This is a genomic window from Nocardia donostiensis (assembly GCF_002081715.1).
GTDB lineage: Bacteria > Actinomycetota > Actinomycetes > Mycobacteriales > Mycobacteriaceae > Nocardia > Nocardia donostiensis.
In genome coordinates, this window is the sequence record NZ_MUKP01000012.1 from 91657 (window position 1) to 117903 (window position 26247).

Here is a 26247-nt window from a genome sequence, read left to right on the forward strand (position 1 = left end):
GTGTCTGAGATCGTGCGCCGGCCCTCGTCCCGCAATGCGAAGTTAGCCAAAATTCCACTTGGCATCGCCGGGCGGGCTGCTGTCGGCTTCGGGAAGAGGCTGGCAGGCGGCAACCGGGGTGAGATCAACGCAGACCTCAACCAGAAGGCCGCAGAGCAGCTGTTCACCGTACTCGGTGAGCTCAAGGGCGGGGCGATGAAGTTCGGTCAGGCGCTGAGTGTGATGGAGGCCGCTGTCCCGGAGGAGTTCGGCGAACACTACCGGGAGGCGCTCACCAAACTGCAGGCCGCTGCGCCGCCGATGCCCGCGGCAACCGTGCACCGGGTACTCGATCAGCAGCTCGGCACCGGGTGGCGGCAGCGTTTCCAATCATTCGACGACACCCCGGCTGCTTCCGCAAGCATCGGCCAGGTGCATCGTGCGGTGTGGTCGGACGGCCGCGCGGTCGCGGTGAAGGTGCAGTACCCGGGCGCGGACGAGGCGCTGCGCGCGGACCTGAAAACGCTGTCCCGGATGACCGGGCTGATGTCCACGGTGATCCCCGGCGCCGATGTGAAACCGATCCTGGCCGAAATCACCGAACGCACCGAAGAGGAACTGGATTACCGCAACGAGGCGAATAATCAGCGCGCGTTCGCCGCAGGCTACGACGGCCACCCGGAGTTCGTGGTCCCCAAGGTGGTGGCCAGCGCGCCGAAGGTGATCGTCACCGAATGGCTCGAAGGCACCGCGGTTTCGGCGATCATCGCCGCGGGCAACGCCGACCCCGAAGGCACCAGGGCGCTACGCAACCGGGTGGCGGGCCTGATGGGCCGGTTCCATTTTTCCTCGCCGGAAACGGTCGGGCTGCTGCACGCCGACCCGCACCCGGGCAATTTCATGGTGACGCCGGAGGGGAAGCTGGCCGTCATCGATTTCGGCGCCTGCGCACCGCTGCCGAACGGCTTCCCCGAACTGCTCGGCCGGATGCTGGTGTTGGCCGTGCAGGAACGGTTCTCCGAACTCACCGACCTGATGCACGCCAATGGATGGGTGATCCCTGGTCGCACCATCACCGAGCGCGAGATCGAGGACTACCTGCAGCCGTTCACCGACCCGATCCGGTCCGAATCGTTTCACTTCACCCGCAAATGGATGCAGCGGGTCGCGGGCAAGGCATCGGATTTCTCGTCACCGGAGATGAAGACTGCGCGGGCGATGATGCTGCCCGCCGAATACGTGATGATCTTCCGGGTGTTGGCCGGATCGATCGGCATCTGCGCCCAGCTCGACGCCGAGGTGCCGTTCATGCAGCTGGCCTCGGTATGGCTGCCCGGGTTCCGGGACGCTCGCGACAGCGCCTGACCTCGCAACAACTCGGAAAAGACCACGAGCCGCTCACCTCGTCGAGGTGAGCGGCTCGTCGCCGATATATGAACCCCCGTCACCGAAAACAGCTGCTGGCGAGCCGTTTTCAGACGCAGGCGGGCACCTTGCGCGGCCGGCCGCGTGGGCGCTTGCGAGCGATCACGACACCCTGGTCGAAGATCTCACCGCCCCACACGCCCCACGGCTCGCGCCGATCGATGGCTGCGCTCAGGCAGCCCTTCCGGATCGGGCAGGAGGCGCACAGCGCCTTGGCCTGCTCGAGTTGGACCGGGCTCTCGGCGAACCACAGGTCCGGATCACCGGCCCGGCAGGGCAGGGTGGTGGTGACCTCCTGGTCATCGGCAGCGGTCGGCGCGGTTCGGCATGTCACGTCGGTGGTGGCCGTGAACACGTCGTTCTCCTTCAGCTCGTTGCAGCGGTTCGGTGTCGTTCGTTCCGCGAAACCGGTGCCTGGCGGCTGAAAGGGCCGGAAAGAAATTTCTGGCCACGGTTTCGCTTCGGGCGATCCGTGGCCAGGAGGTCGGGGGAGAGTCCCCTACCTAGGTCGGCATCGGTGCCGAGTCCTGATCACGGTCGCTGGGTGTGCATTGCGGAGGCTGACTGCCCGGTGAATGGGCGCAACGGCGGCTTGTGCGGTGCTGCCGGCTGCTGCCAGGGCAACGGCCGAATGCCAGTCTTCGCGGGGCTTGTCCTGCGGTTCGAGGAACAGCGGTGCGCGCGGGGGCATCGCAAGCGACGTCCCGAACTCACCGGCGCCGGACAGACCGGCCCCCTGCAAGGCGAGGACCCCCCGGGAGACAGTCGGATACGCCGGTGCGTTCGCCCCAGCGCCGAAAGCGCCGACGATGTCTGCGCTGAAAGCGCCGATAGTGTCAGCGTCGAAGGCGGTAATGCCGTTCATGCCGTCTGCCTCCCTCCTGTACTCGTAGTCGAATAGGAACAGTGCGCAAGGGAATACCCTCCCGAGCGCGGTTTCCACCATATGCGTTGACGAGTGAACCGACAACCTATTTTCTACCTGCGGTTTTGCGTAGTCGAGCGGATTCGGGACGAGACGATCGCCAGCACCTCCGCACCGTACTTCTCGATCTTGCGCGCGCCGATCCCGGAGATGGCGGCGAGCGCGGCATCGTCGGCGGGCAGCTGTTCGGCGATCGCGGTGAGCGTGGTGTCGGTGAACAGCGTGAACTCCCGCACCCGCATGTCCTGCGCTTTTTCCGCACGCCAGTCGCGCAGCGCCGCCAGCAGTTCGGAATCCAGCTCGGCGGGGCATTTCCGGCAGCGGCCCAGCATCGTGGCGTAGGTGCCGATCAGCGGTTTCGCACAGATACGGCAGTACACGCGAGCGGTGCCGGTATCGCGTTTCGGCGGCGCGGGCGCGATCCGCGAGGCCGGCGAATCGTCGGGCACCAGGCCATTGAGGAAACGCGAGCGCCGTCGGGCGCGTCGCCCACCCTCGCCGCGGGACAGCGCCCACGACAGCCGCAGCTGTTCCCGCGCCCGGGTCACCCCGACATAGAGCAGCCTGCGTTCCTCCTCCAGCGCCGCTTGATCGGCGACCGACCCGTCATCGGCTAGTACATGGGTGATCGGCAATGTGCCGTCGGACAGCCCGACCAGGAACACCGCATCCCATTCCAACCCCTTGGCCGCGTGCAGCGACGCCAGGGTCACACCCTGCACCGTCGGTGGGTGACGGGCGTCGGCGCGGGTGGCGAGTTCACGCAGTAGACTGGTGAGGTCGAGCCGCTGGTCGGCAGTGGTGAGCTCCTCGGCCAACCGGACCAGCGCGACCAGCGAGGCCCAGCGTTCTCGTGCCTGTGCGCCCGCCGGTTCGGTGGCGGTCAACCCGACCGGGGCCAGCGCGGCCCTGACCAGGGTGACCAGCGCGGGGCCGGTGCGGGACTGATCCGGAAGGTCTTCGCGCGCTGCGGTTTTGCGCAGTTCCTGTACCGCCTGCCTGACTTCGGGACGCTGGAAGAACCCTTCGCCGCCGCGGATCTGGTAGGGGACCCCGCGTTCGGTCAGCGCCTGTTCATAGGCTTCGGACTGGGCATTGATCCGGTACAGCACCGCGATCTCAGCGGGTGGCGTGCCCGTTTCGATCAGTTTTTCGATAGAACGCGCCACCGCCGCGGCTTCGGCCGGAACATCATCGAACTCGGCGAAAACCGGTTCCGGACCGTCCGGGCGTTGACCGATCAATTGCAGCCGGGTCCCCGCGATCCGGCCACGTGCCTGCCCGATCACCCGATTCGCCAGCGACACCACCTGCGGGGTCGACCGATAGTCGCGTTCCAGCCGGATCACGGTGGCGTCCGGGAAACGCCTGGAGAAGTCGAGCAGATAGCCGGGGGTGGCGCCGGTGAACGAGTAGATCGTCTGGTTGGCGTCGCCGACGACGGTCAGATCGTCGCGGTCACCGAGCCAGGCGTCGAGCACCCGCTGCTGCAGCGGTGTCACATCCTGGTATTCGTCGACCACGAAACTGCGGTAGCGGCCACGGAATTCGTCGGCGACGGCCGGGAAGTCCTCCAGCGCGGCGGCGGTGTGCAGCAGTAGGTCGTCGAAATCCAGCAGCAGGCCCTCGGCTGTGGTCTTCAGCGATTCGTAGCCGGTGTAGACCTGCGCGACCCGCTCCGCGTCGCAGGGGATATCGCGACGGTGTTTTGCGGCGGCGGCCGGATAGTCCTCGGGGGCGATGAGCGACGATTTCGCCCATTCGATCTCGCTGAGCAGATCGCGCACACTCTCGGTATGTGACGGCAGCCCGACCCGGTTGGCTGCCTGCGCAACGACAGCGAACTTGTTGTCGAGCACCCGCCAATGCACCTCGCCGACGACCTGCGGCCAGAAATATTTCAGCTGCCGCAGCGCCGCGGCGTGGAACGTGCGCGCCTGCACCTGATTGGCCGCGTCACCGAGCCCGAGCGCCCGCAGCCTGCCGCGCATCTCGCCTGCGGCGCGCGCGGTGAACGTCACGGCCAGTACCTGATCGGGTTTGACCTGACCTGCCTCCACCAGATGCGCGATGCGATAAGTGATGGTTCTGGTCTTGCCGGTGCCCGCCCCCGCGAGTACGCAGACCGGCCCGCGCGGCGCGCGTACGGCGGCGGCCTGCTCCGGATCCAGGGCGGTCAGATCGAGTGCGGGCACGCGCTCCATCATGACAGCGCCCCGCCGCCGGGACGCGAGCACCCGCGGGCGCTCCGTGTCGAAGGGCACCCCTCGGGCCGAGGAACAGGATCACGACCCGCGGCGTTGCAGTGACCGTGACTGAAACGACACCTGATCTGACGATGTACTCGACCACCTGGTGCGGCTATTGCCGCAGGCTCAAGAAGCAGCTGGAAGAAGCCGGTATCAGCTACGTCGAGATCGATATCGAGCAGGATCCGGCGTCGGCGGAGTTCGTCGGCCAGGTCAACAACGGTAACCATGTCGTTCCCACCGTGAAATTCGCCGACGGCTCCACCGCGACCAACCCGTCGCTGGCCGAGGTCAAGAAGGCGCTCGCCGCCATTTCCTGACCAGTTCGCACCCCCTGCCATGCCCAGCGACAACCCGACACCGGCGGCGTACGCGCGCCTGTTCCGCGCGTAAGCGCCGCCGATCGCTACTGTTGACCGAGTGAATCGTCGGATCCTCACCCTGCTGGCCGCCCTGATCCCGGTGCTCGTCTTCGGTGCTGTCGGCACCGTGTTCACGGTGCCGTTCGTCACCCTCGGGCCCGGGCCAACGGTCAACACGCTGGGGGAGGTGGACGGCAAGAAGGTCGTCGAGGTAACCGGCACCGAGGTCGACCCGGCGACGGGTCACCTCAATATGACCACCGTATCGGTGCGCGACGGTCTGAACATCTTCGAGGCGCTCGGCTACTGGGCCAGCGGCCGTCACGGTCTGGTGCCCCGATCGGAGGTGTACCCGCCGGGCGTCTCGCGCGAGGAGATCGACGAGTCCAACCAGCAGCAGTTCGAGAGTTCGGAGAGCAACGCCGAGGTCGCGGCGCTGAATTTCCTGAACCTGCCCACCACGGTCCTGGTGCGCGATATCACCGACGACGCCCCCGCCAAGGGCGCTCTGCGTTCCGGTGACGAATTCATCAGCATCAACGGCGCCCCGATCGCCACCCCGCAGGATGTGGTCACCGCGGTGTCCACCCAGGCGCCCGGCAGCGTGCTGACCGTGGTGGTGCGGCGCGACGGCGCCGAACAGACCATCCCGGTCACTCTCGGCGCCCGCCCCGATAATCCCGCCAAGGGTTACCTCGGGCTCACCCCCGTCGAGGGAGCTCGCCCACCCATGCGGGTCACTTTCAACCTTGCCGATATCGGCGGCCCGTCGGCCGGGCTGATGTTCAGCCTGGCTCTGATCGACAAACTGACACCGGGTGCGCTGGGGGGCGGCGAGTTCGTCGCCGGAACCGGCACCATCGACAACGACGGTAAGGTCGGCCCGATCGGCGGAATCCAGTACAAGATGATCGCCGCCAGAGAAGCGGGCGCACAGACGTTCCTGGTTCCAGCAGCCAACTGCAACGAGGCCAGGCAGCAGATTCCGGAGGGTCTGCAGCTGGTGCGGGTCGAGAACCTCGCGGGCGCAGTGCAGGCTCTGGCCGATATCGATGCCGGCCGCCCCGCCCCCAGCTGCGCTGCCTGAGCGTACCTCCGCCTTCGCTCCGGGCGTACCTCCGCATTCGCTCCGGCCATGCGCCTCGAGGCGTACCTTCCGTGTTCGCACGGCTGCGTGAGGTCTGCCCGATCACTCGCCTTTGCTCCGGCGGTGCGGCTTGCCTGTCTCTGCCTTCGCTTCGGCCGTGCGCGACACCACTTCACAAACGGGTGAGTGGATAGAGAGCCGGGTGGGGTAGGTGAGGTCGACGAGCCACGCGTAGCCCGAAGGGCCGGGCGAGGTTTACGAGGCCGGGCGCAGCTGAGCAATCGGGGGAACCGAACAGGCAATGAACTCTCTGCCGACCGGCACCACCACCCGTTTGCGGCCCGGCTCGCGTTTCAGCCCTCGCAGCTAGAAGCGCCGGGACGGACGAACGTTCGACCCTCGCTGGGAGCGCCGGGGCGGACGAACGTTCGACCCTCGCTGGGAGCGCCGGGGCGGACGAACGTTCGACCCTCGCGCATGCGCCGAAGGCGCCAGCCGCGAGGGCTGAAACGCGAGCAAAGGGCCGCAAACCGCCGCGCCGGAGGCGCGGCCATGAATACAGCTCAATCGAGGGTGTGTTGCAGGGCTTCGACCAGGTTTGGGGCGAGGTTGGGGTAGGTGCGCAGGTCCAGGTCTTCGGCGTCGTCGGCGTCGTCTTCCGGTCGCAGCTGGAGCAGGCACAGGGTGGTCCCCGAGCGCAGGGCGGCGGCGAACAGTCTGGCGTCGCGGCGCTCGGGGTGGGCCTGTGCCGCTGCTCGGCCCGCTGCGTCGGCGGCCTCGTTGTCGGCGAGCAGCGGGGTCAGGGCTTCGTCCAGGTCGTCTTCGGCGTCCGGGGGCAGCACTACGATTTCCTGGACCAGTACGCATCCGGTCACTGCGGGGGGCCAGCTGGTGGTGGCGAGGAATTCGTCCAATCCGCCTGCCGCGTCCACCGGCAGTGGGTCCTGCGCGATCGGGGTCAGCTCGTCGGCGGTGTCGACCTGATCGATCAGATCTGGTTCGGCCGCCACCAGATCCGCGGTCGGCACCAGCGCGAACATCTGCGGCGATCTGCCCCAGCCCTCGGCATCCACGAACTCCGCCACCTCGCGGACGGAACGAGCAAGGACGACTTCTGCATGCAGATCAGCGGCGCTCACCCATCTATCCTCGCATCAGCGAAAACGCCGCCGCCGCAACCCTGCGAACCCATCGGTGTCCGATTTACGTAGAGTGGGCGCAGACGGTCCTGCGTGGACCGACCGCAATATTCGGACTGCGGCGAAGCTGCCGGTGGGGTCACCGACGGCGGCGCCGCCGGATTTTGGAGAGTGGCATCGTGGGCATGCGGCCCCCCCACCGGGTTACCTTCGCTGTCCCGCCGCAGCCGCGTGCTGCTGCTGGCGGCTGTCGTGCTGGCGGCTCTGCTGCTGGTGGGGCCGAGGCTGGTCGACACCTATACGAACTGGTTGTGGTTCGGGGCGGTCGGTTTCCGCGGTGTGTACCTGACCGTGCTGTTGACCCGGATCCTGACCTTCGCAGTGGTCGCGGTGGTCGTCGGCGCGATCGTATGGCTGGCACTGCAGCTCGCCTACCGCAGCAGGCCGGTGTTCGTGCCCTCGGCCGGTCCGAACGACCCGATTGCCCGCTACCGCACCACGGTGATGAGCAGGCTGCGGTTGTTCGGGATCGGCATTCCCGCGCTGCTCGGCGTCCTGTCCGGTCTGGTCGCGCAGTCGAGTTGGGTGACGGTGCAGTTGTTCCTGCACGGCGGTTCGTTCGATCAAACCGATCCGCAGTTCGGGCTCGACATCGGTTTCTACGCCTTCGACCTGCCGTTCTACCGGATGGTGCTGAACTGGCTGTTCGTCGCCGTGATCATCGCGTTCTTCGCGAACCTGGTGACCCACTATATTTTCGGCGGGCTGCGCCTCACCGGCCGCGAGGGCACGCTCACCACTCCGGCCCGTGTCCAGCTGGCTGTGCTGGCAGGCCTGTTCGTGCTGTCGAAGGCCATCGCCTACTGGTTCGACCGCTACGAGCTGTTGATGAGCCGGCGCAAGGAGCCCACCTTCACCGGTGGTTCGTTCACCGATATCAACGCGGTGCTGCCCGCCAAGCTGATCCTGCTGTCGATCGCGGTTATCTGTGCGCTCGCTTTCTTCGCAGGCATCGTGCTCAAGGATCTGCGGGTGCCTGCGCTGGCCGCAGCGCTGCTTGTGCTGTCGTCGGTGCTGGTCGGCGCGGTATACCCGCTGGTGGTCGAGCAGTTCTCGGTGAAGCCGAACGCGGCGCAGAAGGAAAGCGAGTACATCGAGCGCAATATCGCCGCTACCAGGCAGGCGTACGGGATCACCGACGACAAGATCGAGTACATCGACTACAAGGGTGAGAGCAACAAGAACCCGCTCGACGTCCCGGTCGATCACGCGACGATCGCCAATGCCCGCCTGCTCGACCCGAATATCCTCTCGCCTACTTTCACCCAGCTGCGGCAGTTGAAGAACTTCTACGGCTTCCCCGAATCACTGGATATCGACCGATACAACCTCAATGGTGAGATCCAGGACTACATCGTCGGCGCGAGGGAACTGTCCCCTGCGACGTTGAGCGGCAACCAGACCGACTGGATCAACAAGCACACCGTCTACACGCACGGCAACGGTTTCGTCGCCGCCCCCGCCAACCGGGTCAACCGGCCGCAGTCGGAGAATCCGAACGACCCGGGCGGCAGCAGCGATTCCGGTTATCCGATCTTCTTGGTGAGCGATCTGTTCACGCCGAAGGATCAGCAGCGGATCAAGGTCGACCAGCCGCGCATCTACTACGGTGAGCTGATTTCGCAGTCCAACCCCGATTACGCGATCGTCGGCGCGGTCGAGGGCCAGGCGCCCCGCGAGTACGACTCCGACCAGGCCCAGTACACCTACACCGGTGCGGGCGGTGTCCCGATCGGCAACTGGTTCAACCGCCTTGCGTTCGCCGCCAAGTACGCCGAACGCAACATCCTGTTCTCCTCGGCCATCGGCGAGGAATCGAAGATCCTGTTCAACCGTTCACCCCGGGATCGGGTGCAGCGAGTCGCCCCGTGGCTGACCACCGACGGCAACGCCTACCCGGCGGTGATCGACGGCCGGATCGTGTGGATCGTGGATGCCTACACCACGCTGGACAACTACCCCTACTCGCAGACCACCTCGCTGGAGGGCGCGGTGGAGGACAGTATCGACCAGCGCACCGGCAGGCTGTTGCCGCGTAAGGAAGTCAGCTATATCCGTAACTCGGTGAAGGCCACGGTCGACGCCTACGACGGCACGGTGACGCTGTACGAGGTCGACCCGACCGACCCGGTGCTGAAGGCGTGGCGGGGCGTGTTCCCGGATGCGGTCCAGCCCGAAAGTGAGATCAGCCCCGAGCTGCGCGCGCACTTCCGGTACCCGGAGGACCTGTTCAAGGTGCAGCGGGAGATGTTGACGAAGTACCACGTGGACAACCCGCGCGAGTTCTTCACCAACAACGCGTTCTGGTCGGTGCCTGCCGATCCGACGGTGGAGGGCGCGACCGCCAGCCAGCCGCCGTACTATGTGCTGCTCGGCGATCCGAAGACGGGCAAACCGGTGTTCAACCTGACCAGCGCGATGGTCGGCTACAACCGGCAGTTCCTGTCGGCCTATATATCGGTGCGCTCCGATCCGGAGGGTTACGGAAAGTTCCGGATCCTGCAGTTGCCGACGGATACGCAGACGCTGGGTCCGCAGCAGACCCAGAACCGGATGACGACCGCACCGCAGGTCTCCCAGGAGCGGACCTTGCTGTCGAACTCCAACAAGATCAGATACGGCAATCTGCTGACCCTGCCGATCGCCGACGGCGGCATCCTCTATGTGGAGCCGTTCTACAACGAACGCAATACCGGACCGGATACCGCGACCTTCCCGCAGCTGCTACGGGTGCTGGTGAGCTACCGAGACAGCTCGGGCACGGTGAAGGTGGGCTACGCGTCCACGCTGGCCGAGGCGATGGAACAGGTACTCCCCGGCGCGGGTGCGCTGGTCACTCCGTTCGGTGGTGACCCGGCCACTCGGCCCGAGTCGGAGGAGGGCGCACCACCTGCCGAGGGCACCCAGCCGCCCGCCGAGGACGGCAACCGCCCGCCCGCCGAGGGTGCGACCCCGCCGCCTGCGGCGAGCTCGCCCGCGCAGCAGGCCGCAGCTGCTGAACTGGACCGCAAGATCGAGGCTGTGCGCAACGCGATGCGCACCGGTAGTTTCGAGGACTTCGGCCGGGCTCTCGACGAGCTGGATGCCGCGGTCAAGGCCTACCAAGAGGCGGGCCGTTAAGCTCTGGTGAAACGAAAGAAGCGGCGCTGCCGTCCCTCGGGACGGCAGCGCCGCTTCTTGTACTGTGTTCCGGCGGTCAGCGGATGTCGTCGTGCCGCGGGCCGGCCAGGATCACAGGTACTGGCTGCACACCGGCCAGGCGCCGGGGCCCTGAGCGGCCAGGACGTTCTCCGCAACGCGGATCTGCTCTTCACGGCTCGCGTTGTGGGCGTAGCCGGTGCCACCGTAGGCCTCCCAGGTGCTCTGCGTGAACTGCAGGCCACCGTAGAAGCCGTTACCGGTGTTGGTGCTCCAGTTGCCGCTGCTCTCGCATTGGGCGACAGCGTCCCAGTTGCCCGAGTAGGCGGAAGCGGTGGCGGTGGAAAGACCGAACGGGACGGCAACGAGTGCCCCGGTGATTGCTGCGATACCGAGGGCGCGAGTGCTGAACTTCCGGGTCTTGTTCATGTGGAATATCCCTGCCTGTGCCCACCAGCAGCGCGGGAGTATCGACCGCGTGCCCCTGTCCCCAGGAAGAAGTCGGGGGAGTATCCGAACCGTGGGACAGGGTTTCCGGTGTTCTCCGGTTCGGTTGGTAGCCCTTCACGGTTGATCCGGGCTGCGATAACGACGGTAACGAATAAATCTCGGCAGATCACGTACTGATAACTGTCAGTAACTGTCAGCAGATTCGACCGTGTGTTCCCGAACTTCCATGGTTTTAGCAGGTGGGAAACCGATTCACCCCTTACCCAAGAGGCTTTGTGATAACACCGTTATGTGTTCGGTATCACTCAGAAATAGTAAGCCGGGTCACTGGTAGGGGTGCAATCTCGGTTCGGCAACCCTCCCGCGAACTCGTATCACGCCTCCCGGAGCCTCATGTCCGCGGTGGCTGCTTCCGGGAGTGGATGGCGCTGATGCCCGAGCGGACCTCGTTGCCGGAGCGGGGTCGGTGAGCAAAATGTGCTTCGACCAGCTGATTTGCCTTCGCTGTGAACCCGTGTGTAAGGTTGTGTTCACCGACGCGGGGTGGAGCAGCTCGGTAGCTCGCTGGGCTCATAACCCAGAGGTCGCAGGTTCAAATCCTGTCCCCGCTACTAGTGAGAAAGGCTCCCGGAGATCATCCTCCGGGAGCCTTTCTCATGTTCGGAGCAGGTGTTCAGGGCAGGCCGATGCATTCATCGTCGTGCCGGGAAGTTCCTCCGCTACGCTCAGGCTGTCGCCGCCGTGCTCACCAGCCCGCCCCCTCCTGGGCTGCATTCCGCGCCACCTCTGGGGTCTCCGTGATATGACCGTCGCCTACCTGCCCTCCGTGTTGTCGACCCGAAATATGGGGGCAGCGAAGATAATTGGGGCGGGTTATTCTTCGGTGTCTTCACCCAGTCAAGTAATTGGAGCACCATGAAAAAACGTATAGCTGGCGTCGTTATCGCGACCGCGTTGGTCGCACCTCTCCAGGTCGGGGCTTCCGCCAGTGCGGCGGCCGCACCCATGCTGGGGTCCTCCGAGGTCGGTTGTAACATCAACTGTCCGCCGGTCCTGGGGGTCGTGCTCGATCTACTCGGCGCGCTCTCTTCGGGCTCGTCGGGCGGTGGCGGCGCACCCGCGGCCTGACGCCACCTTCCCTGACGGAACTGCTCTACCCGCCTCCGACAAAATCGCGGCGGGTAGACGGCGTTATCCGTATCGAGCAGAAGGACGAGTAACACCATGCCATCCGATGTCGTACTCAAAGCCACCAACTTCGTGCACCGAACCATGTTGAAGGTCAGTGGCGGGCGGTTGGGAAAGAGATTCTTCGGGATGCCGTCGCTCGAGTTGACCACAACAGGGCGCAAATCGGGGCGGCCGCACGCGGTGATGCTGACCGCGCCGATCGTAGAGGGCGACAGCTATATCATCGTCGCCTCGCGGGGCGGGGACCCGATGCATCCGGCCTGGTTCTGGAACATCCAGGACAACCCCGAAGTCATGGTGTCGTTTCAGAGCGGCCCGCAGCGGCCCATGACAGCGCAGGTGTTGTCGGAGGAGGAGCGAGCGAGGCTGTGGCCGCGGATTGTGGCCGACTACCCCACCTACGGCGACTATCAGAAGCGAACCAGCCGCCAGATCCCATTGGTTCGGCTGACCTCCAGGTGATCCAGCGGCCGTTTCAGTGGCCGATCTCCGGGTAAACACGTCTGTTTCCCTGACAATTGACAAGATCGGAATCGGTGGTGTTGCAAGAACATTTGCACGCACGGGTGATTACGCTGCCGATTCGGGTACTCGGTCGGGGTACGTCGCTTCGATACTCGGTTGCGTACTGCGCGGATCGAATTTCGAGTACGAAGCTCCGGGGCGGTAATCGGCGCCGGCTTCCCGCCGGATAACCAAGGGGTTCGCAACACAGTGGCGAAGCTCATATATTTAGATCGCAAAACCTGCTCTGAGCTGCGGAGACAAGCCGATAGCCCTGTCGGTGACAGCGCCAGTGTTCCGTTCATATGCACAGGCAAAACAATCGGGGCTTTCGAAACGTGTCCTCGAATTGCGCACCAGCATCGGTGAGATTGCGTCCGCGCGTGTGTCGGGCCGGTGAAATTCCGGTTTCGTCCGGTTTCCGGCCGCGGATACCGCTAGGATTGGGGCATATTGGTACCGAGTGGGTTCGGCGTCGAGCCGTCACCGCAGTGCTCGGTCGCGGGGCATTCTCGGCGGCAGGGGTTACGGTGGAAAAGGGTTGTTCGACGCATCGAGCGGGCCACCGGCCCGCGGTGGCGGACCCACCTGCTGAGGAGGCGAAATGCCCGAGTACGCCGGACCCGACGAAGCCGAACTGGACCAAGCCCCCGTTGTCTGGCCTGAACCGAGCCGACTCGATTCGTGGTGGCACCACGTGATGACCGATCCCGAAACCGGCGCGGGTTCCGCGCCCACGCTCACCCACAACGGCTGAGCGCGGGCCAACACTCAACCGAAGCCGCGAGCCCGCAGTCGTCAGCGATAGATTCCGGCGCTCGCATCCGTTTCCGCGGTTGCTGCAGCAGATCGGTGCGACATCACCGCCGTTTCACCAGCGGTAATCGAGGTTGCCGGATGTATGCTCCTCCCGTGGTTCAGCTGCCGGCGCCGATGCTGGCGACCGCAGGGCGGCCGCCGGATACCGAAAGCTGGGCCATCGAAATGAAATGGGACGGGGTGCGGGTGATCGTGGTCCGCAGAGCCGGGATATGCCGCCTGTACAGCAGAAACCATCGTGAGGTCACCAGTTCGTACCCGGAACTCGTCGAAACGATCGAACTGCTGCGGCCCGGCCGGGATATGGTCCTCGACGGTGAAGTGATCGCGACGAACCCGTGCGGCGCGCCGTCGTTCGGTTTGCTGCAGCGGCGCATGCACATCGCCACACCGTCTGTCGAACTGATCCGGTCGGCTCCGGTGCGGTTCTACGCTTTTGATCTGCTCGCACTCGGTATCACAGACACCACACCGCTGCCGTACCTGGAACGTAGACGCCTGCTCGCCGACCTCGAACTGTCCGCGCCGCTGGTGAGCACCCCACCATACTGGCTGGATGTGGAGGCCGACCGTTTGCTGGAGATCGCTGGGGAATACCAACTCGAAGGCATCGTCTCCAAGTTCATCGAATCTGCCTACTACCCGGGCCGCCGCTCCCCGGCCTGGATCAAAACCCCGCGCCGCCGCACCACAGAGGCGATCGTCGCCGGCTGGACCTGCGGGACCGGTGTGCTGACACCGACCTTTGGCTCGCTGGTGCTCGGCGCCTACGACGAAGACGGCAAGATGGTGTACATCGGCAATGTGGGCACCGGATTCAGTACGGCCGATCGGCGTCGCCTGCGTACCCGGCTCGACGAGTTGCCCGCCGCGGAAAGCCCTTTCGACATTCCGCCGGAACGGGTGGGGATCGTCGAGGTGCGCTGGGTGCGTCCCGAACTGGTCGGCGATATCGAATACCGCGAATACACCGGTGACGGGTTGCGTCACCCGTTCTGGCGTGGTCTCCGCAGCGATAAGGAACCCGAAGAGGTCGCGCTACCGCGGTAGGTGTGCTCACCTGATCGGTTCGGTACCGCTGTGGTGTTCGGCCGCCGCCCCTGCTGTCGCGTCGGCGCGGCCGCGATCCGACTGTGATGCGGGAGTTACGCCAGGAACTGTGTCCTCCACCACGTAACTGGCGCGGGTGTGGACCGGTGCGCCGGGATGGTCTACGTAGGGAACCACCCGGAAATCGCTGCGCCACAGGTCTTTGTCGACCTCCACCCGCACATACCCGCGTTGTGAGTTGCAGAATTTCAGGTCCGGGTTGGTGCCCAGCAGAACACGGCCGTGGCTGCTGAGATCGGTTCCGTTGCCGCCGGTGCTGATCGAGGTGCCGATGAATTCCGCGGCGACCACGGGGGTTTCCGGGTCGCTCGGGTCGCGGCGCAGGTCGGCGGCGTAGTTTTCGTGCCGGTCGCCGGTGATCACCACGAGATTGCGCACGCCGCGCTCGGCGGCTGCGCCGAGCACGAGGCTACGTTCGGCGACGTACCCGTCCCAGGCATCGGTGCCCACCGCGGTGTGCGGACCGGGGTCGTAGTCGGTCTGGTTCATCGCCACCTGGTTGCCGATGATCTGCCAGCGCGCGGTGGATCGGGCGAACCCGTCGATCAACCATTTCCGCTGCTGCGCGCCCAGCACTGTGCGTTCCGGCGAGAACCGGTCGGTGCAGTCGGTGGCGATGTTCCCACCGCACGGCTGGGGGCTGCGATACTGCCGGGTGTCGAGCATGGTGATATCGGCCAGATCGCCGAATCGGTAGCGGCGATGCAGGCGCATCGTCGTTCCCGATGGCAGCTGCTCGATCCGCAGCGGCTGATGTTCGTACATCGCCTGCAGCGCGGCGGCGAGCCTGCGGCGGAACAGTGCGGGAATCAGATGGATATCGATTCCGTGCCCGGGCTGCGAGGACACCCAGTTGTTGTCCACCTCGTGATCGTCGAGGGTGACCAGCCACGGGAACCCGGCGTGCGCTGCCTGCAGCGGTGCTTCGGCCTTGGCCTGCGCGTAACGCAGCCGGTATCCCGGCAGGTCGACGGCCTCGGCATACAACCACGGTTCCAGCGTCATTCCCTGCCGCCCGCGTGACCAGCCGCGTTCGTAGATGTAGTCGCCGAGGTGCACGACCACGTCGAGATCTTCGGCGGCCAGATGGTCGTAGGCGGTGAAGTATCCGGAACTCCACGCCTGGCACGAAGCGAACGCGAACCGCAACCGCTGCACCTGATGCCCGGGCGGCGGCGCGGTCCGGGTCCGACCTACCGGCGATATCGCCTGCCCCGCTCGGAACCGGTAGAAGTACCACCGGCCCGGCTCCAGCCCACGCACTTCGGGATGAACCGTATGCGCGAGCGCCCGGGTGGCGACCGCCGACCCGCGCGCCGCGATTCGCCGGAACTGCTCGTCATGTGCGATCTCGTAGTCGACGGTCACCGGGTCCATCGCCATCCCGCCCAACCCGTCCGGGGCGAACGGGTCCGGCGCCAACCTCGTCCACAACACCACCCCGTCCGGCGTCGGATCACCGGAGGCCACCCCCAGCGTGAACGGATCACCCAGCCACCGCGGCGCCCGGAACCGCCGGCTGCTCGCCACCGAAGTCCCCAGCAAAACCGCGATCGACCCCGCCGCGCCATAGCGCAGCAGCTGCCGCCGAGCCAGATTCATACCGCGTGTGCCTCCCACGTCCGACGATAGCGCCCGCGCTTGCCGCGTGCTCATACGTCGGCCCTGCGCTTTCACCTCGCGTTCTGTTGCAACACCTCGCCCAGAACGCAATTGGCGTGCGGTGACCCTGGGTGCGGCCCGGTGGAGCTGGGTAAACTGCCGGGCATGTCGGTGGCTTCACCACAATCGCGGACCACGGGGGCGGTCAGTGGCTACGAGGCGCGCTGGCAGCGGCACAACACCGCACGGCAGTTGAGCATTCTGCGGGCGGCGGTGGAGCTGCTGGAGGAGAATCCGCCGGGCGCTGATATCCCGGTGCTTCGGATAGCCAAACGTGCGGGCGTCGCCAAATCCGTCGTCTATCGGCAGTTCAGCGGCCGCGAGGACCTGGACCGGCGGATCCGCTCGTATCTGATCGACGATTTCGTCGCCGTAGTGGATGAACAGCTCGATGTGAGCACCGGTTCGATACGCGAGATCATCACCCGCACCGTGCGCGCTGTCGCCGAGTGGATGTCGGACCACCCGAACCTCATCGCCTTCGCCAGGACCGGCCCGCCCGCCGAAGGGCCGGACAGCGTCGATGCCGTGAGCAGTCTGAAAACGCGGATATCAGCCCGGTCGTGGGAGCTGATCAGCGCCATCGCACGGCTTATGCGCGTCGAGGCGGCGGCGCTGGAATCGGTGCCGTTCGCGGTGGTCACCATGGTGGAGGGGGTGCTGTCGGCGTGGGCCGGCGACCCGCAACCCACCCGCACGCGCCCAGAAATCGTCGACGAGCTCGCCGCCTACGCCTGGTATGTGCTCGACGGCTCGGCCAGATCGATCGGGGTGGTGGTCGACCCCGATCGAGAGCTGACCGAAGTGATCGCCCAGTTCCGAGCTGCCGGCTGATTCAGGCAGTCGCGCGCAATCGGCGCTCGGGTTCGCTGCGGTAGCGGGCATAGTCGCCGTCGATATGCAGCGCTTTCCACAGCCGCCGCGTCACCGGGTTCATCAAACCCAGCTCGTCGGCAAGGGTGCGCATATCACCGAAGTAGCCGGCGAGGGTCCGGCGTGCGGCCGGGCTGCGCCAGAACGCTTCCTTGATCACCTCACGCGGGATATCGAACTTTTCCGCGAACGACCGCGGCGGTGCCATGATCTCCCCGGCCAGCCATCGGAGGGCCAGCGGGAAAGCCACCCCGCATACGGCCGTGGACACGGGGTTCATCTTCGCCATATGCGCCTTGAGGAATTCTCCCGCGAACGAGATGTGCCGCGCTTCCTCGGCGATATGGATCTCCATGGTGCGCAGCACCATCGGCGGCATATTGCCGCCGTCGCGGATCAGCGCCTTCTGGTAATGATCGATCGGTTCCTCACCGCCGAGGATGCCCATGAACAGGATGACGTGCGCGTACCCACCGGCTACCCCGATAAACGGCGACAGCACCCGGAAGATCGGCCGCATCCCCGGCACGTCCACCCCGATCCGGTTCACCAGTTCCTGGAACATCTGGATGTGGTTGCACTCTTCGGTCATTTCGTGCAGGCAGTACCGGAACTCGGGCGACCCGTTGGGCAGCTTCATGATGTACTGCATCATCCCGCGGATCAGGATGGTTTCGAATGCCGCGCCGACCTTGATCGCGTTGGCGACCCGCCATTTGCCGATCTCGATCTGTCGTTCCAGCGGCTGTTCCTGGTACCAGCGGGTGGCGCCGAGCGGATCGATCTCAGGGGAGAGGACCCAGCGGGGGTCGTTCGGGTCGATGGCGAGTTCCGGTGAATCCCAGTCGATATCGAGGTAGGGATCGAAGCGGCGGTGCACCGAGCCTTCCGACAGCGTGTGCAGCGCCTCGCGGTATCGCGCGGTGAGCTTCTCGGTCAGCGGCACAGTCGACGGCATCATCGGAGTCTCCTCGTGCGTGTGGCATATGTCTCTGAGCTCAATTTACCGAGACTAGAGGTCCCAGTAAATAGCTAGAGCAAAAACCGTTACGGAAAGTTACGGGAACTGGGAGAATGGGCACACTTGAAATGAAAATCATTGCCGTTTATCTTTGTACCGGCCTCTGACCCACACGTGACGGTGCTGCACCAGACGTGACCTTCGGAGGCGCCGAGCACGAACACCGGTACCGCCGGCCCGCCGCTAGGCAGACCGGACGCCGGACCGCTCGCACTCGGCTCAGGATGAGGAACGGAGCACCATGCACTATCGGACGCGCACCACCAGGGCGGCCGCGTTATCGGGCTTACTCACGGCGGTCGTCGCGCTCAGCGGCTGTGGCGACGCAACCGACGACACCACCGGTACCGCCACAGCGCCGGTAGCGGTCACCTACGACGGCGGGATCTACCTGCTGGACCCGGCCTCGCTCACCGTAACCTGGGACGTCGAACTGCCCGGCTTCAACCGGATCGACCCGGCAGGCGACGACCGGCACCTGATGGTGGCGACCGAGACCGGTTTCCGGGTACTCGACGCAACCACCGCGCAGTTCACCGGTCTGGAATTCCCCGGCCCCGAGCCGGGTCACGTGGTCCGCAATGCCGGACGCACCGTGCTGTTCTCCGACGGAACCGGGCAGGTGATCTCGTTCGATCCCACCGGACTTGCCGAGGGCAAACCCGAGATCAGGGAATACCGTGCCGCCGCACCGCATCACGGCCTCGCGGTTGAACTTTCCGACGGTTCGCTGGCAGTCACCCTGGGCGAGGACAGTCACGACCACGACCACGACCACGACCACGGCGCGGACGGTCACGACCACGCACACGACGAGCACTGGGGTGGCCTGGTGGTGCTCGACGCCGACCGCACAGAGATCGCCCGCAGCGAGGACTGCCCCGGTGTGCACGGCGAGGCCACCGCACAGGGGGAAGCCGTGCTGGTCGGTTGCCGCGACGGCGCGCTGATCTACCGCGACGGCGCCATCACCAAGGTCACCAGCCCCACCCCGTACGGGCGCATCGGCAACCACGCGGGCAGCGATGTGTCACCGATCGTGCTGGGTGACTACAAGAAGGACGAGAACGCCGAACTGGAACGGCCCAAGCAGGTTTCGTTGATCGACACCACGGACGCGACCCTGCGGCTGGTCGACCTGGGGACGAGCTATTCCTACCGCGGTCTCGCCCGCGGTCCGCAGGGTGAGGCGCTGGTACTCGGCACCGACGGCAAGATCCATGTGATCGATCCGGTCGCGGGCCGCGTGGATCGCACCATCGCGGTCATCGCGCCCTGGGAGGAACCGCTGGACTGGAAGAAGCCCAGCCCCGGCCTGTTCGTGCGCGATGGTATCGCCTACGTGGCGGACGCGCCGAGCCGAAAAGTGCACCGGGTCGACCTGGCCACCGGTGAAGTGACGTCGTCGTCGGAACTTCCGTCCGCGCCGAACGAGATCAGCGGCGTCGTTTCCTGATACTTCGCAGCGACGCTCGGGCGTGTATGAGGGGCGCGCTCGGCCGCTGCCGGGTGTTTCGGTCGATTACCGCTGCCCGCCGCGAAAACCACCCGTGTTCTGCCCTCTATGCTCCCGAAGCGAAGGCGCGGCCATGCCGACGAAAAGCGGAACCGGAGCGGCATCAGCGTGTCACCTCACCCCGCCGAGGTGCTGCGCGGAACTCGCGCCATCCCGATACGTCGTGATGGTGGGCATCGACAAGGCATCCCACGGAAAGCCCTGGTAGGCCGCAGGGGACGATGCTTCATCGACACGATCGGTGTGCTGATCGGCACGGACTCGCAACGCGGGCGTTGCCGGGCTCACCTGCGGTCGACGGCTACTTCATTCGGGAGGGACGGCGACCGTCTCCGCGAAGACACGGAACGTCTCGACGCGTATTGCATCCGGGGCGAAGTCGATCACCGCGACAGCCGGTCCTTGCTCGAACTCGATACTCGCGGTGACCGTGCGTCCGGCGGCGATCGTCTTGCCCTGCCGGAGTCCCCGTGCCCGGCCGACAAACTCTTCTACCGGAACAGAGCCGCCCGGCACGAGTTCGATCCCGCGCCCGCCGAGCAGCTGGGTCACGGCGCCGGTGTTCCCGGCGGAAGCCGCGGCGAACAGGGCACCGGCAACCCGTTTGCCCCGGCCGCCGACGCCGGTGCATGCCCGCGCCATTCCGGTGAGCCCACCGACCCCCTGGTTGCGGATCAGCAGACCGCCCAGTTTTGCGCCCGCGCCCAGTCCGCGCGGGCCGGTGCCCAGCAGCCGGGCGATCATGGCTGGCAGTTCCCAGTGCGCGGCCAGATAGGCGATCCTGAGCCCGCGGTCCGTCCCCGCCAGTTCGTAGCGCAGGTGCATCGGCACCCGGACGGTGGCGCCGGTGGACATGGTGATCTCGATGGCCAGATCCCGCAGGATCGTGCCGGGTCCGGCGAAATCGTGTTCGACGTCGAAGGCAATGGAGTTCGGCGCGATGAATGTGTCGTAGAAGCGTTCGATCGCCGCCGTGCCGGTGTGCGGGCTCGCCCCGACCGGATCGTTGACCACGGCGTCGTCGGTGAACAGGCCGACCCAGGCGGCACGGTCGTGCGCGGCCACCGCGCGTGGTGAGGCGAGGACGGCGGTGAGCAGTTCCGTGGTGGTCGGTTCGCTCGTCATGGGTGGCTCCTCAGAGTTCGATACCGGTACGGACGACTTTGCCGGTGGCGTTGCGCGGTAACGGGTCGCTCGTCAGCCGCCACGACGACGGCACCTTGTAGTAGGCCACCCGTTCGGCGACGAAGGCACGCAATTCGTCGGCGGTGACGCTATCGGCGGCGCCGACCACGACCACGGCGCCCACCGCCTGCCCGAGGTCGGCGTCCGGCACCCCGATCACTGCGCATTCGCGGACCGCTGGATGCGCCTCCAGGCACTGTTCGACCTCGCTGGGGTAAACGTTCTCACCGCCGCGCAGAATCAGATCCGAACGCCGGCCCGACAGGCGCAGCCTGCCGTCTTCCACAGTGCCGATATCGCCGGTACGCAACCAGCCTTCCGGAGTGATCGCGGCCGCTGAAGCCGCCTCGTCCTCCCAGTAGCCGAGCATGACGTACGGGCTGCGCACCCAGATCTCGCCCTCCGTGCCGTCGGCGACCGGCGCACCCGTTGCGTCGTGGATGCCCAGTTCGACCCCGAGCACCGGACGCCCAACCGTATCCGGGAACTCGGCGAGCTCGGCCGGGGTCGCCAGCGTCGCCGCGGTACTGCATTCGGTGAGCCCGTAACTGGTGACCAGCGCGGTACGCGCCACCGGAAGCCGGTCCCGCAGCCGCTGCTGCAAGGTGGCCGACGACGGTGCGGAATTGAGCGAGAACGCACGCAGCGCGGACAGGTCGTAGCGGGACAGATCCTGTTCCAGAAGGCGGGCGGCCATGGTCGGCATCGCGCCCCAGTTGGTGACGCGCTCGCGCTCCATCAGCCGCAGCACCCGGTCGGCGTCGAACGAACCCTGATGGATGACCGCGGTATCACCGGTCACCAGTCGCGGCACCACCAGATTGTGCAGGCTGGCGATATGGAACAGCGGTGAGGTGAGCAGGAAACATCGCCGGCTCGGCTCCGCGCCGCTCAGCGCTGCGATCAGGGCATCGTTGTAGGCGTGGTAGCCGATGACCGCGATGAGGTTGCGATGCGAATGCGTGACGCCTTTCGGGCGTCCGCTGGTGCCGCTGGTGTAGAGGATCACGGCGGGTTCGTCTTCGCCCACCATGACGGGCTCGGGTGAGCGACCGGCGAATTCGCTGATCAGAGCAGGGATATCGCGTCCCATGGTCAGCACAGGCGTGCTCGTGGCTGATTCGGCGAGCACGGTGGCGCGGGTGGCGTCGGCGACCAGTACCGCGGGGCGGGTGTGGCCGAGCCCGTATTCGATTTCCGGCCTCGCCCACCACGCGTTGTAACCCACCGCGATCGCGCCGAGCAGCTGGGACGCCCAGAACGTGAGTACCCATTCGATGGTATTGGCGGCCAGGATCCCGACGCGATCGCCGCTGCCGATGCCGTAGCGTTCGCGCAGTGCGCAGGCCAGCGCGTTGGCCGCGGCGGCGTGCTCGGCGAACGACAGCCGCCGGTCCGCCGTCACCAGGTAGTCGCGCTCGCCCCACCGCATCGACTCCGCCAGCACATCACCGAGGCACCTGGCACGCTGCCGCAGCACGGGCATGGGTACGCCGCGCACTTCCTCGGTGACCATCTCGAACGGCCCGCCGGGGCCGGTCAGGGCGGTGACGGCCGCCGCGGTGCGCGTCTGCTGGTCCACTGAATCGCTCATCGGAGGGTCCGTCCTGCCTGTGAAATCACCTGCGCAAACACTGTAACGTGTTCTATTTTTTCGCATGGTAGTCCGGTATCACACCGCCGGGATGCAAATGTGTCGGAGCGGTGGGGCATCATCTGTGCTCGCAGCTATTTCACGAAACCGCGAGAATTGCCCGGAGAGCACACCATGTCGTCGCCGCGAACCAAGCCCAAACCCTTGTCGGAGCAGGAGATTCAGCAGATCGCCGCGGAAATTACCGAGGGCCGCCCACCGATGGTGTGGTTCACCGCCGCCGCGGTGGGCGTACCGGAAGGACGCTCGGGCAAGGTTGTGGCCCTGGGGGATCCAGCCGACGGTGATTTTCTGCAGGTCCGTCCCACCGGCTCCAAAGATGTGCTGTCGTTTTCCCCCACCGAGATCACCTTGACCAAACCGCCGCGTGATCGCGCGGCGGCTCCAGCGAAACAGCCGACCAGTAAGGAAAACAGCGTGCCCCAGCCGCCGTCCGCGCCGAGCCCCGTATCAGACGCTCCCACCGGCAGCGCGCCCCGCACACCGGCGAAAACCGCCCCCGCATCGACGGCAGGCACCGCCAAACCCGCTGCGCCGAAGCCGGCCGCGCCCGCCACCCCGGCCGCAGGCAAACCGGCCAAGTCGACCGCGCCCCGTAAAGCGAAAACACCCGAGGTGACGGTGACCCTCGTCGGTACAGCCGACGGCGAATGGACCGTCGATGTGGCCAGCGGTAAGAAGCGCACCGTGCGCGCGCTGCCGGTGGCCAGCTCGGCCGTGGCGCAGGCCGCGAAACTGCTGCACCCCGAAGTCGCCGACGTGGTGGCCGGGGTGCTGGAGGCCGCGCGCGACGCGCAGCAGGCGAAGGTGGAGCAGTTACAGGCCGAATTGGAGCAGGCCAAACGGCTGCTCGAGGATCTGTCGGACTGACACCGACCGGCCGGGCCCGAGCAGGCGCCGTCGCTACCCGCCCGCGCTCACAGCCGGGCGGGTTCGCTCACACCGCTGTTTCGCGGTGGTGCCAGGGGCGGGGCAACGATTCGGGCAGCGCGGTACGGATATCGTCGTGGAAGGCGTATCCGAGCGAGCACTCCTTCGCGTGGTACATCGCCGCGTCGGCGTCCCGGATCAGGTCGTGCACACCTGCCACACTGCTGCGCGGCCCACCGCAGGCCAACCCGACGCTGGCGGTGATGGGAACCTCGCCTGCGCTCAACTCGAACGGCCGCATGAACGCGCCGATCAGCCGTTCGGCAAGGCCGATCGCTTCCTGGCGATCCAGCGGCGCCACGATCACGAATTCGTCGCCGCCGTAGCGGGCCACCGCGTCGTCGCGCCGGACGGTGTGCCGGATCCGGGACGCCGCGTTGGCGATGAGCTCGTCGCCGACGGCGTGACCGTAGCTGTCGTTGACCATTTTGAATCCGTCCAGGTCGATGAACAGCACGCACAACGGCCGCTGCGCCCAGGTTTCCTGATTGCGGTCGAGGGTGCGCAGCAGCGCCGATCGGTTCAGCAGGCCGGTGAGCATATCGTGGTCGGCTTGGAATTGGGCGCGGCGTTCGCTGCGCGCGCTGCGCACGATCGCGCGTTCGCTGCGCACCAGCACTCCGATCAGTAGCAGCGCGAACAGCGAGGACACCACCACCCGGTCCAGCGTGCCCAGCCGCGACCCGACCACCGGCACCAGCGAGGCGACGATCAACGCCACCGCAATGAAACTGGCCCGCTGCCGGGAATGATGCGGGTGGATGGGCCGCGGGGCGCCGAGTGCGGCCATGGTCGGATGCAGCGCCGCGACACCCACCGTCGTATAGGCCACCAGCAGCGGCACCAGCAGCACCTCTCGGTCGGCGACCGGGGTGCCCGCAGTCTCCAGGCTGTAGCCCAGATCCCCCAGCAGTACCGCCAGCAGCCCCACATGCAGTAACCGCAGCGAGGTCTCGGAGCGGGTGGAGGTGGCGATCGAATGCGCGATCAGGGCGAGTAGCAGCGCGTCCAGCACCGGATAGATCGACGCGGTCACCAGATGCGCCGCATCGACATCGGTGCGCAGGATCGGCGAGATCAGGAACGTCCAGGAGGCGAGCAGCGCGCCCAAGCCGATCAGGCAGGAGTCCAGCAGCAGGTCGAAGTCGGTGCGGACCTGCCGGGGTCGCAGCCACAGCACGGCGGCCAGGCCGACCCCGAGGTAGCCCGCGAGGCTGAACATGTCGTCGAGCGGGCCGACCGCGGCCGCGACGAAATCGCGTAACGCGGTGCCCACCGCGAACAGCACCGCCGACACCGAGAGCACATACCAGGGCAGCGGCCTTGTCGGCCGGTGGCGGCAGACGCCGATCGCGATCATGGTGAGGGTGGCCGTTACAGCCACGGCCATGGTGAGCAGCCATAACGAGTAAGAACCGAGGAACAGATGCACAACGATCGGCACCGCTGCGACAGCGAGAAGTACCGCGAACAAACACATCCGGCAGTGCGAACGGACGTCAGCCGACTGCCCTCCGCTGAGCTCCATCAGTCCCCCTTCATCGCTCCATTCCCGGTGAACAGAGCCGCGTAGTAGGTCTGAGAATCCTCAACTGCTACCTCGACCTCGGCTTGCTCGTCGAGCACCGCGCGAATGCTGTCGGCGAAGGAGAATCGAGTATTGTTGTACGAGCAGATGTCCCAGCCGACTGCGGCGCGCTCGGCCACCAAAATCTGGACAACTGATCCGATCATGACATGAAAAGCCGCCCCTTGTCGCATAGTTGGCGCAACAAGAGTAAACCCCGCATAGTAAATTGCATTCCGGGCCGCGTGTTCCGGGTATCGCGCCGCGAAGTATTCAGGGCTGATCCACGGCACGGTTTCCAAATGCCTGGTCAGCGTGGTCAACCCGATCGGCTCGCCCGCCGCCGACCACGCCACATGCTTGAGCACTCGCGGATCGGTCATCTCGGCCCGGAATTCCTCGGGATGCAGCACCTGCCGCGCGGCCGCCCTGGTGCGCAAGGGGCCGAAAGTCTCCTCGTACAGCCGCTGGAACATCGCGATCCCGTCGTCGGGGACGACCGTCTCGACAGTAACGTGTAAGCCGTTCATTCCCTCCGCGTCGGTCATACCCGCCCCCAACCACGCGCCGCATAGGCGGCCAAGACCAGCGCACACGCCGGCCCACCGTCGGAGCGGGTTTCGCTGGTACACACTTGCACCGGCCCGAAACCGCCCGGCCGATGCCGGGTCATGTCGGCCAGGCTGGACCGCACCAGTTCCTCCACTTCTTCGGCGGTTTCCGCTTCGTGCTCGACGAAAAGCCCCGCACCGGAGCCATCGTCACGCACCGTCCAGCCCATGCCCGCAGCGGCCCGTTCACCCCGCTTGCCCGCATGCCGCACCGCGTAGACGCAGTAGAGCCGATCCCCCCAGTCGATGGGCTGTCCTACCCGCCCCATCCGCCGCAGCCGCGCCCGTGGGGGGATCACCGACGAGAGCCGGATCAGATTCGCATCCCCGACACCCAGACTGCGCAACGCCGCGTCGAACGCCGCCAACGATGTCGGACCCGCCCCGGTGGAGCCGCCGATCTCGATGGTCAGCGGCAGCGTGAAACCGCTCGCCACCAGCTGCCGCGGCCGGCGTAATCGTTCCAGCCATGTTGCGCTCAGCCCGCTGTCATATCCCGTCCGATGAAACACGTGAACTCCCCATACTGTTCGGTCCGCATTGCGCGGGCCGGTCTTCCTTCGAATCGAGCTGGTTTCAGAATTCCCCATTGCGCGCTGTGCGGCGGCGAAACCCGTTCCAGCGCGGCATATCTCACTGCGACAGGACGGGCCGCCGATAGGCGCACAGGTGCGACAGTGTATTGGTTTCCCAGGAAAGCGCGCTCGGGCGAACAACCGCCGCAACGAAACCGGTGCGTTGTCTCCGGCGGCGATCGCCTCGGTGACGGCACTCAGCCGACTTGGCCGCC

The 26247-nt window shown here is 66.2% G+C and carries 20 protein-coding genes, 1 tRNA gene and 1 pseudogene; 11 read left to right on the forward strand and 11 right to left on the reverse strand.

The genetic code is table 11. The annotated features are described in order from the left end of the window. Positions 1–1344, forward strand: coding sequence for an ABC1 kinase family protein (locus B0T44_RS10625; protein ID WP_245839465.1), 1344 nt, complete (start codon positions 1–3; stop codon positions 1342–1344). Positions 1345–1453: 109 nt separating this feature from the next. Here B0T44_RS10625 and B0T44_RS10630 read toward each other — a convergent pair whose 3' ends face one another. Both B0T44_RS10630 and B0T44_RS10640 read right to left on the reverse strand, forming a co-directional pair. Continuing rightward, positions 1454–1738, reverse strand: a complete 285-nt coding sequence (locus B0T44_RS10630; protein WP_077117405.1) for a WhiB family transcriptional regulator — start codon at positions 1736–1738, stop codon at positions 1454–1456. A 644-nt stretch (positions 1739–2382) separates the two neighbouring features. Then, positions 2383–4536 (reverse strand): UvrD-helicase domain-containing protein, encoded by a 2154-nt coding sequence (locus B0T44_RS10640; protein ID WP_077117407.1) that lies wholly within the window; start codon positions 4534–4536, stop codon positions 2383–2385. Positions 4537–4667: 131 nt separating this feature from the next. Between B0T44_RS10640 and B0T44_RS10645 the strand changes: the two genes are divergently transcribed. Next, entirely contained in the window at positions 4668–4898 is a 231-nt protein-coding gene (locus B0T44_RS10645) for a mycoredoxin (RefSeq protein ID WP_077117188.1), read from the forward strand. 100 nt (positions 4899–4998) lie between these two features. After that, positions 4999–6027 (forward strand): YlbL family protein, encoded by a 1029-nt coding sequence (locus B0T44_RS10650; RefSeq protein WP_077117189.1) that lies wholly within the window; start codon positions 4999–5001, stop codon positions 6025–6027. 563 nt (positions 6028–6590) lie between these two features. Here the strand turns inward: B0T44_RS10650 and B0T44_RS10655 are convergent. Further along, a complete protein-coding gene (locus tag B0T44_RS10655; protein ID WP_077117191.1) occupies positions 6591–7166 on the reverse strand; it encodes a PPA1309 family protein in 576 nt (191 codons plus the stop codon). Between the two features lie 171 nt (positions 7167–7337). Between B0T44_RS10655 and B0T44_RS10660 the strand changes: the two genes are divergently transcribed. Next, on the forward strand, positions 7338–10346 hold the full coding sequence (locus B0T44_RS10660) for a UPF0182 family protein (RefSeq protein WP_081511929.1): 3009 nt from the start codon (positions 7338–7340) through the stop codon (positions 10344–10346). A gap of 114 nt (positions 10347–10460) precedes the next feature. Here B0T44_RS10660 and B0T44_RS10665 read toward each other — a convergent pair. Beyond that, positions 10461–10793, reverse strand: a pseudogene (locus B0T44_RS10665) (transglycosylase family protein); the annotation flags it as partial. A 558-nt stretch (positions 10794–11351) separates the two neighbouring features. Here B0T44_RS10665 and B0T44_RS10670 point away from each other — a divergent pair. From B0T44_RS10670 to ligD, 4 genes are all read left to right on the forward strand, one after another. After that, positions 11352–11425, forward strand: a tRNA-Met gene (locus B0T44_RS10670). Positions 11426–12038: 613 nt separating this feature from the next. Further along, complete coding sequence (locus B0T44_RS10680; protein ID WP_077117198.1) at positions 12039–12467, forward strand: nitroreductase family deazaflavin-dependent oxidoreductase; 429 nt, start codon at positions 12039–12041, stop codon at positions 12465–12467. 646 nt (positions 12468–13113) lie between these two features. Beyond that, positions 13114–13266, forward strand: coding sequence for a hypothetical protein (locus B0T44_RS27110; protein WP_175648029.1), 153 nt, complete (start codon positions 13114–13116; stop codon positions 13264–13266). Positions 13267–13421: 155 nt separating this feature from the next. Beyond that, positions 13422–14378 (forward strand): non-homologous end-joining DNA ligase, encoded by a 957-nt coding sequence (gene ligD / locus B0T44_RS10685; protein WP_342749228.1) that lies wholly within the window; start codon positions 13422–13424, stop codon positions 14376–14378. A gap of 6 nt (positions 14379–14384) precedes the next feature. Here the strand turns inward: ligD and B0T44_RS10690 are convergent, their stop codons facing one another. Beyond that, positions 14385–16040 carry an alkaline phosphatase D family protein gene (locus B0T44_RS10690; RefSeq protein ID WP_077117202.1) on the reverse strand — a complete coding sequence of 552 codons (1656 nt, stop codon included), beginning with the start codon at positions 16038–16040 and terminating at the stop codon, positions 14385–14387. Positions 16041–16205: 165 nt separating this feature from the next. Between B0T44_RS10690 and B0T44_RS10695 the strand changes: the two genes are divergently transcribed. Continuing rightward, positions 16206–16934 carry a TetR/AcrR family transcriptional regulator gene (locus B0T44_RS10695; protein WP_077117409.1) on the forward strand — a complete coding sequence of 243 codons (729 nt, stop codon included), beginning with the start codon at positions 16206–16208 and terminating at the stop codon, positions 16932–16934. A 1-nt stretch (position 16935) separates the two neighbouring features. Here the strand turns inward: B0T44_RS10695 and B0T44_RS10700 are convergent, their stop codons facing one another. Next, entirely contained in the window at positions 16936–17931 is a 996-nt protein-coding gene (locus B0T44_RS10700) for an AurF N-oxygenase family protein (RefSeq protein WP_077117204.1), read from the reverse strand. Positions 17932–18235: 304 nt separating this feature from the next. Here B0T44_RS10700 and aztD point away from each other — a divergent pair, with 304 nt between their 5' ends. Next, the gene (gene aztD, locus B0T44_RS10705; protein WP_077117206.1) at positions 18236–19450 is read left to right on the forward strand and encodes a zinc metallochaperone AztD; all 1215 of its coding nucleotides are present in this window, start codon (positions 18236–18238) and stop codon (positions 19448–19450) included. 366 nt (positions 19451–19816) lie between these two features. Here aztD and B0T44_RS10710 read toward each other — a convergent pair whose 3' ends face one another. Next, a complete protein-coding gene (locus tag B0T44_RS10710; protein ID WP_077117208.1) occupies positions 19817–20635 on the reverse strand; it encodes a nuclear transport factor 2 family protein in 819 nt (272 codons plus the stop codon). Between the two features lie 10 nt (positions 20636–20645). After that, positions 20646–22289, reverse strand: a complete 1644-nt coding sequence (gene casG / locus B0T44_RS10715) for a steroid-24-oyl-CoA synthetase (protein ID WP_077117210.1) — start codon at positions 22287–22289, stop codon at positions 20646–20648. A 174-nt stretch (positions 22290–22463) separates the two neighbouring features. On the opposite strand from casG, the gene B0T44_RS10720 reads away from it, so the two are divergent. Then, complete coding sequence (locus tag B0T44_RS10720) at positions 22464–23219, forward strand: DUF6319 family protein (protein WP_077117411.1); 756 nt, start codon at positions 22464–22466, stop codon at positions 23217–23219. Positions 23220–23286: 67 nt separating this feature from the next. Here the strand turns inward: B0T44_RS10720 and B0T44_RS10725 are convergent, their stop codons facing one another. The 3 genes from B0T44_RS10725 to B0T44_RS10735 are packed head-to-tail and all read right to left on the reverse strand — an operon-like array spanning position 23287 to position 25969. Then, complete coding sequence (locus B0T44_RS10725; RefSeq protein ID WP_077117212.1) at positions 23287–24807, reverse strand: GGDEF domain-containing protein; 1521 nt, start codon at positions 24805–24807, stop codon at positions 23287–23289. Next, positions 24807–25394 carry a hypothetical protein gene (locus tag B0T44_RS10730; protein ID WP_245839462.1) on the reverse strand — a complete coding sequence of 196 codons (588 nt, stop codon included), beginning with the start codon at positions 25392–25394 and terminating at the stop codon, positions 24807–24809. Before B0T44_RS10730 ends, B0T44_RS10725 begins: the two co-directional genes overlap by 1 nt. Next, a complete protein-coding gene (locus B0T44_RS10735) occupies positions 25391–25969 on the reverse strand; it encodes a pyruvoyl-dependent arginine decarboxylase (protein ID WP_245839460.1) in 579 nt (192 codons plus the stop codon). Before B0T44_RS10735 ends, B0T44_RS10730 begins: the two co-directional genes overlap by 4 nt. Positions 25970–26247 lie beyond the last annotated feature (278 nt).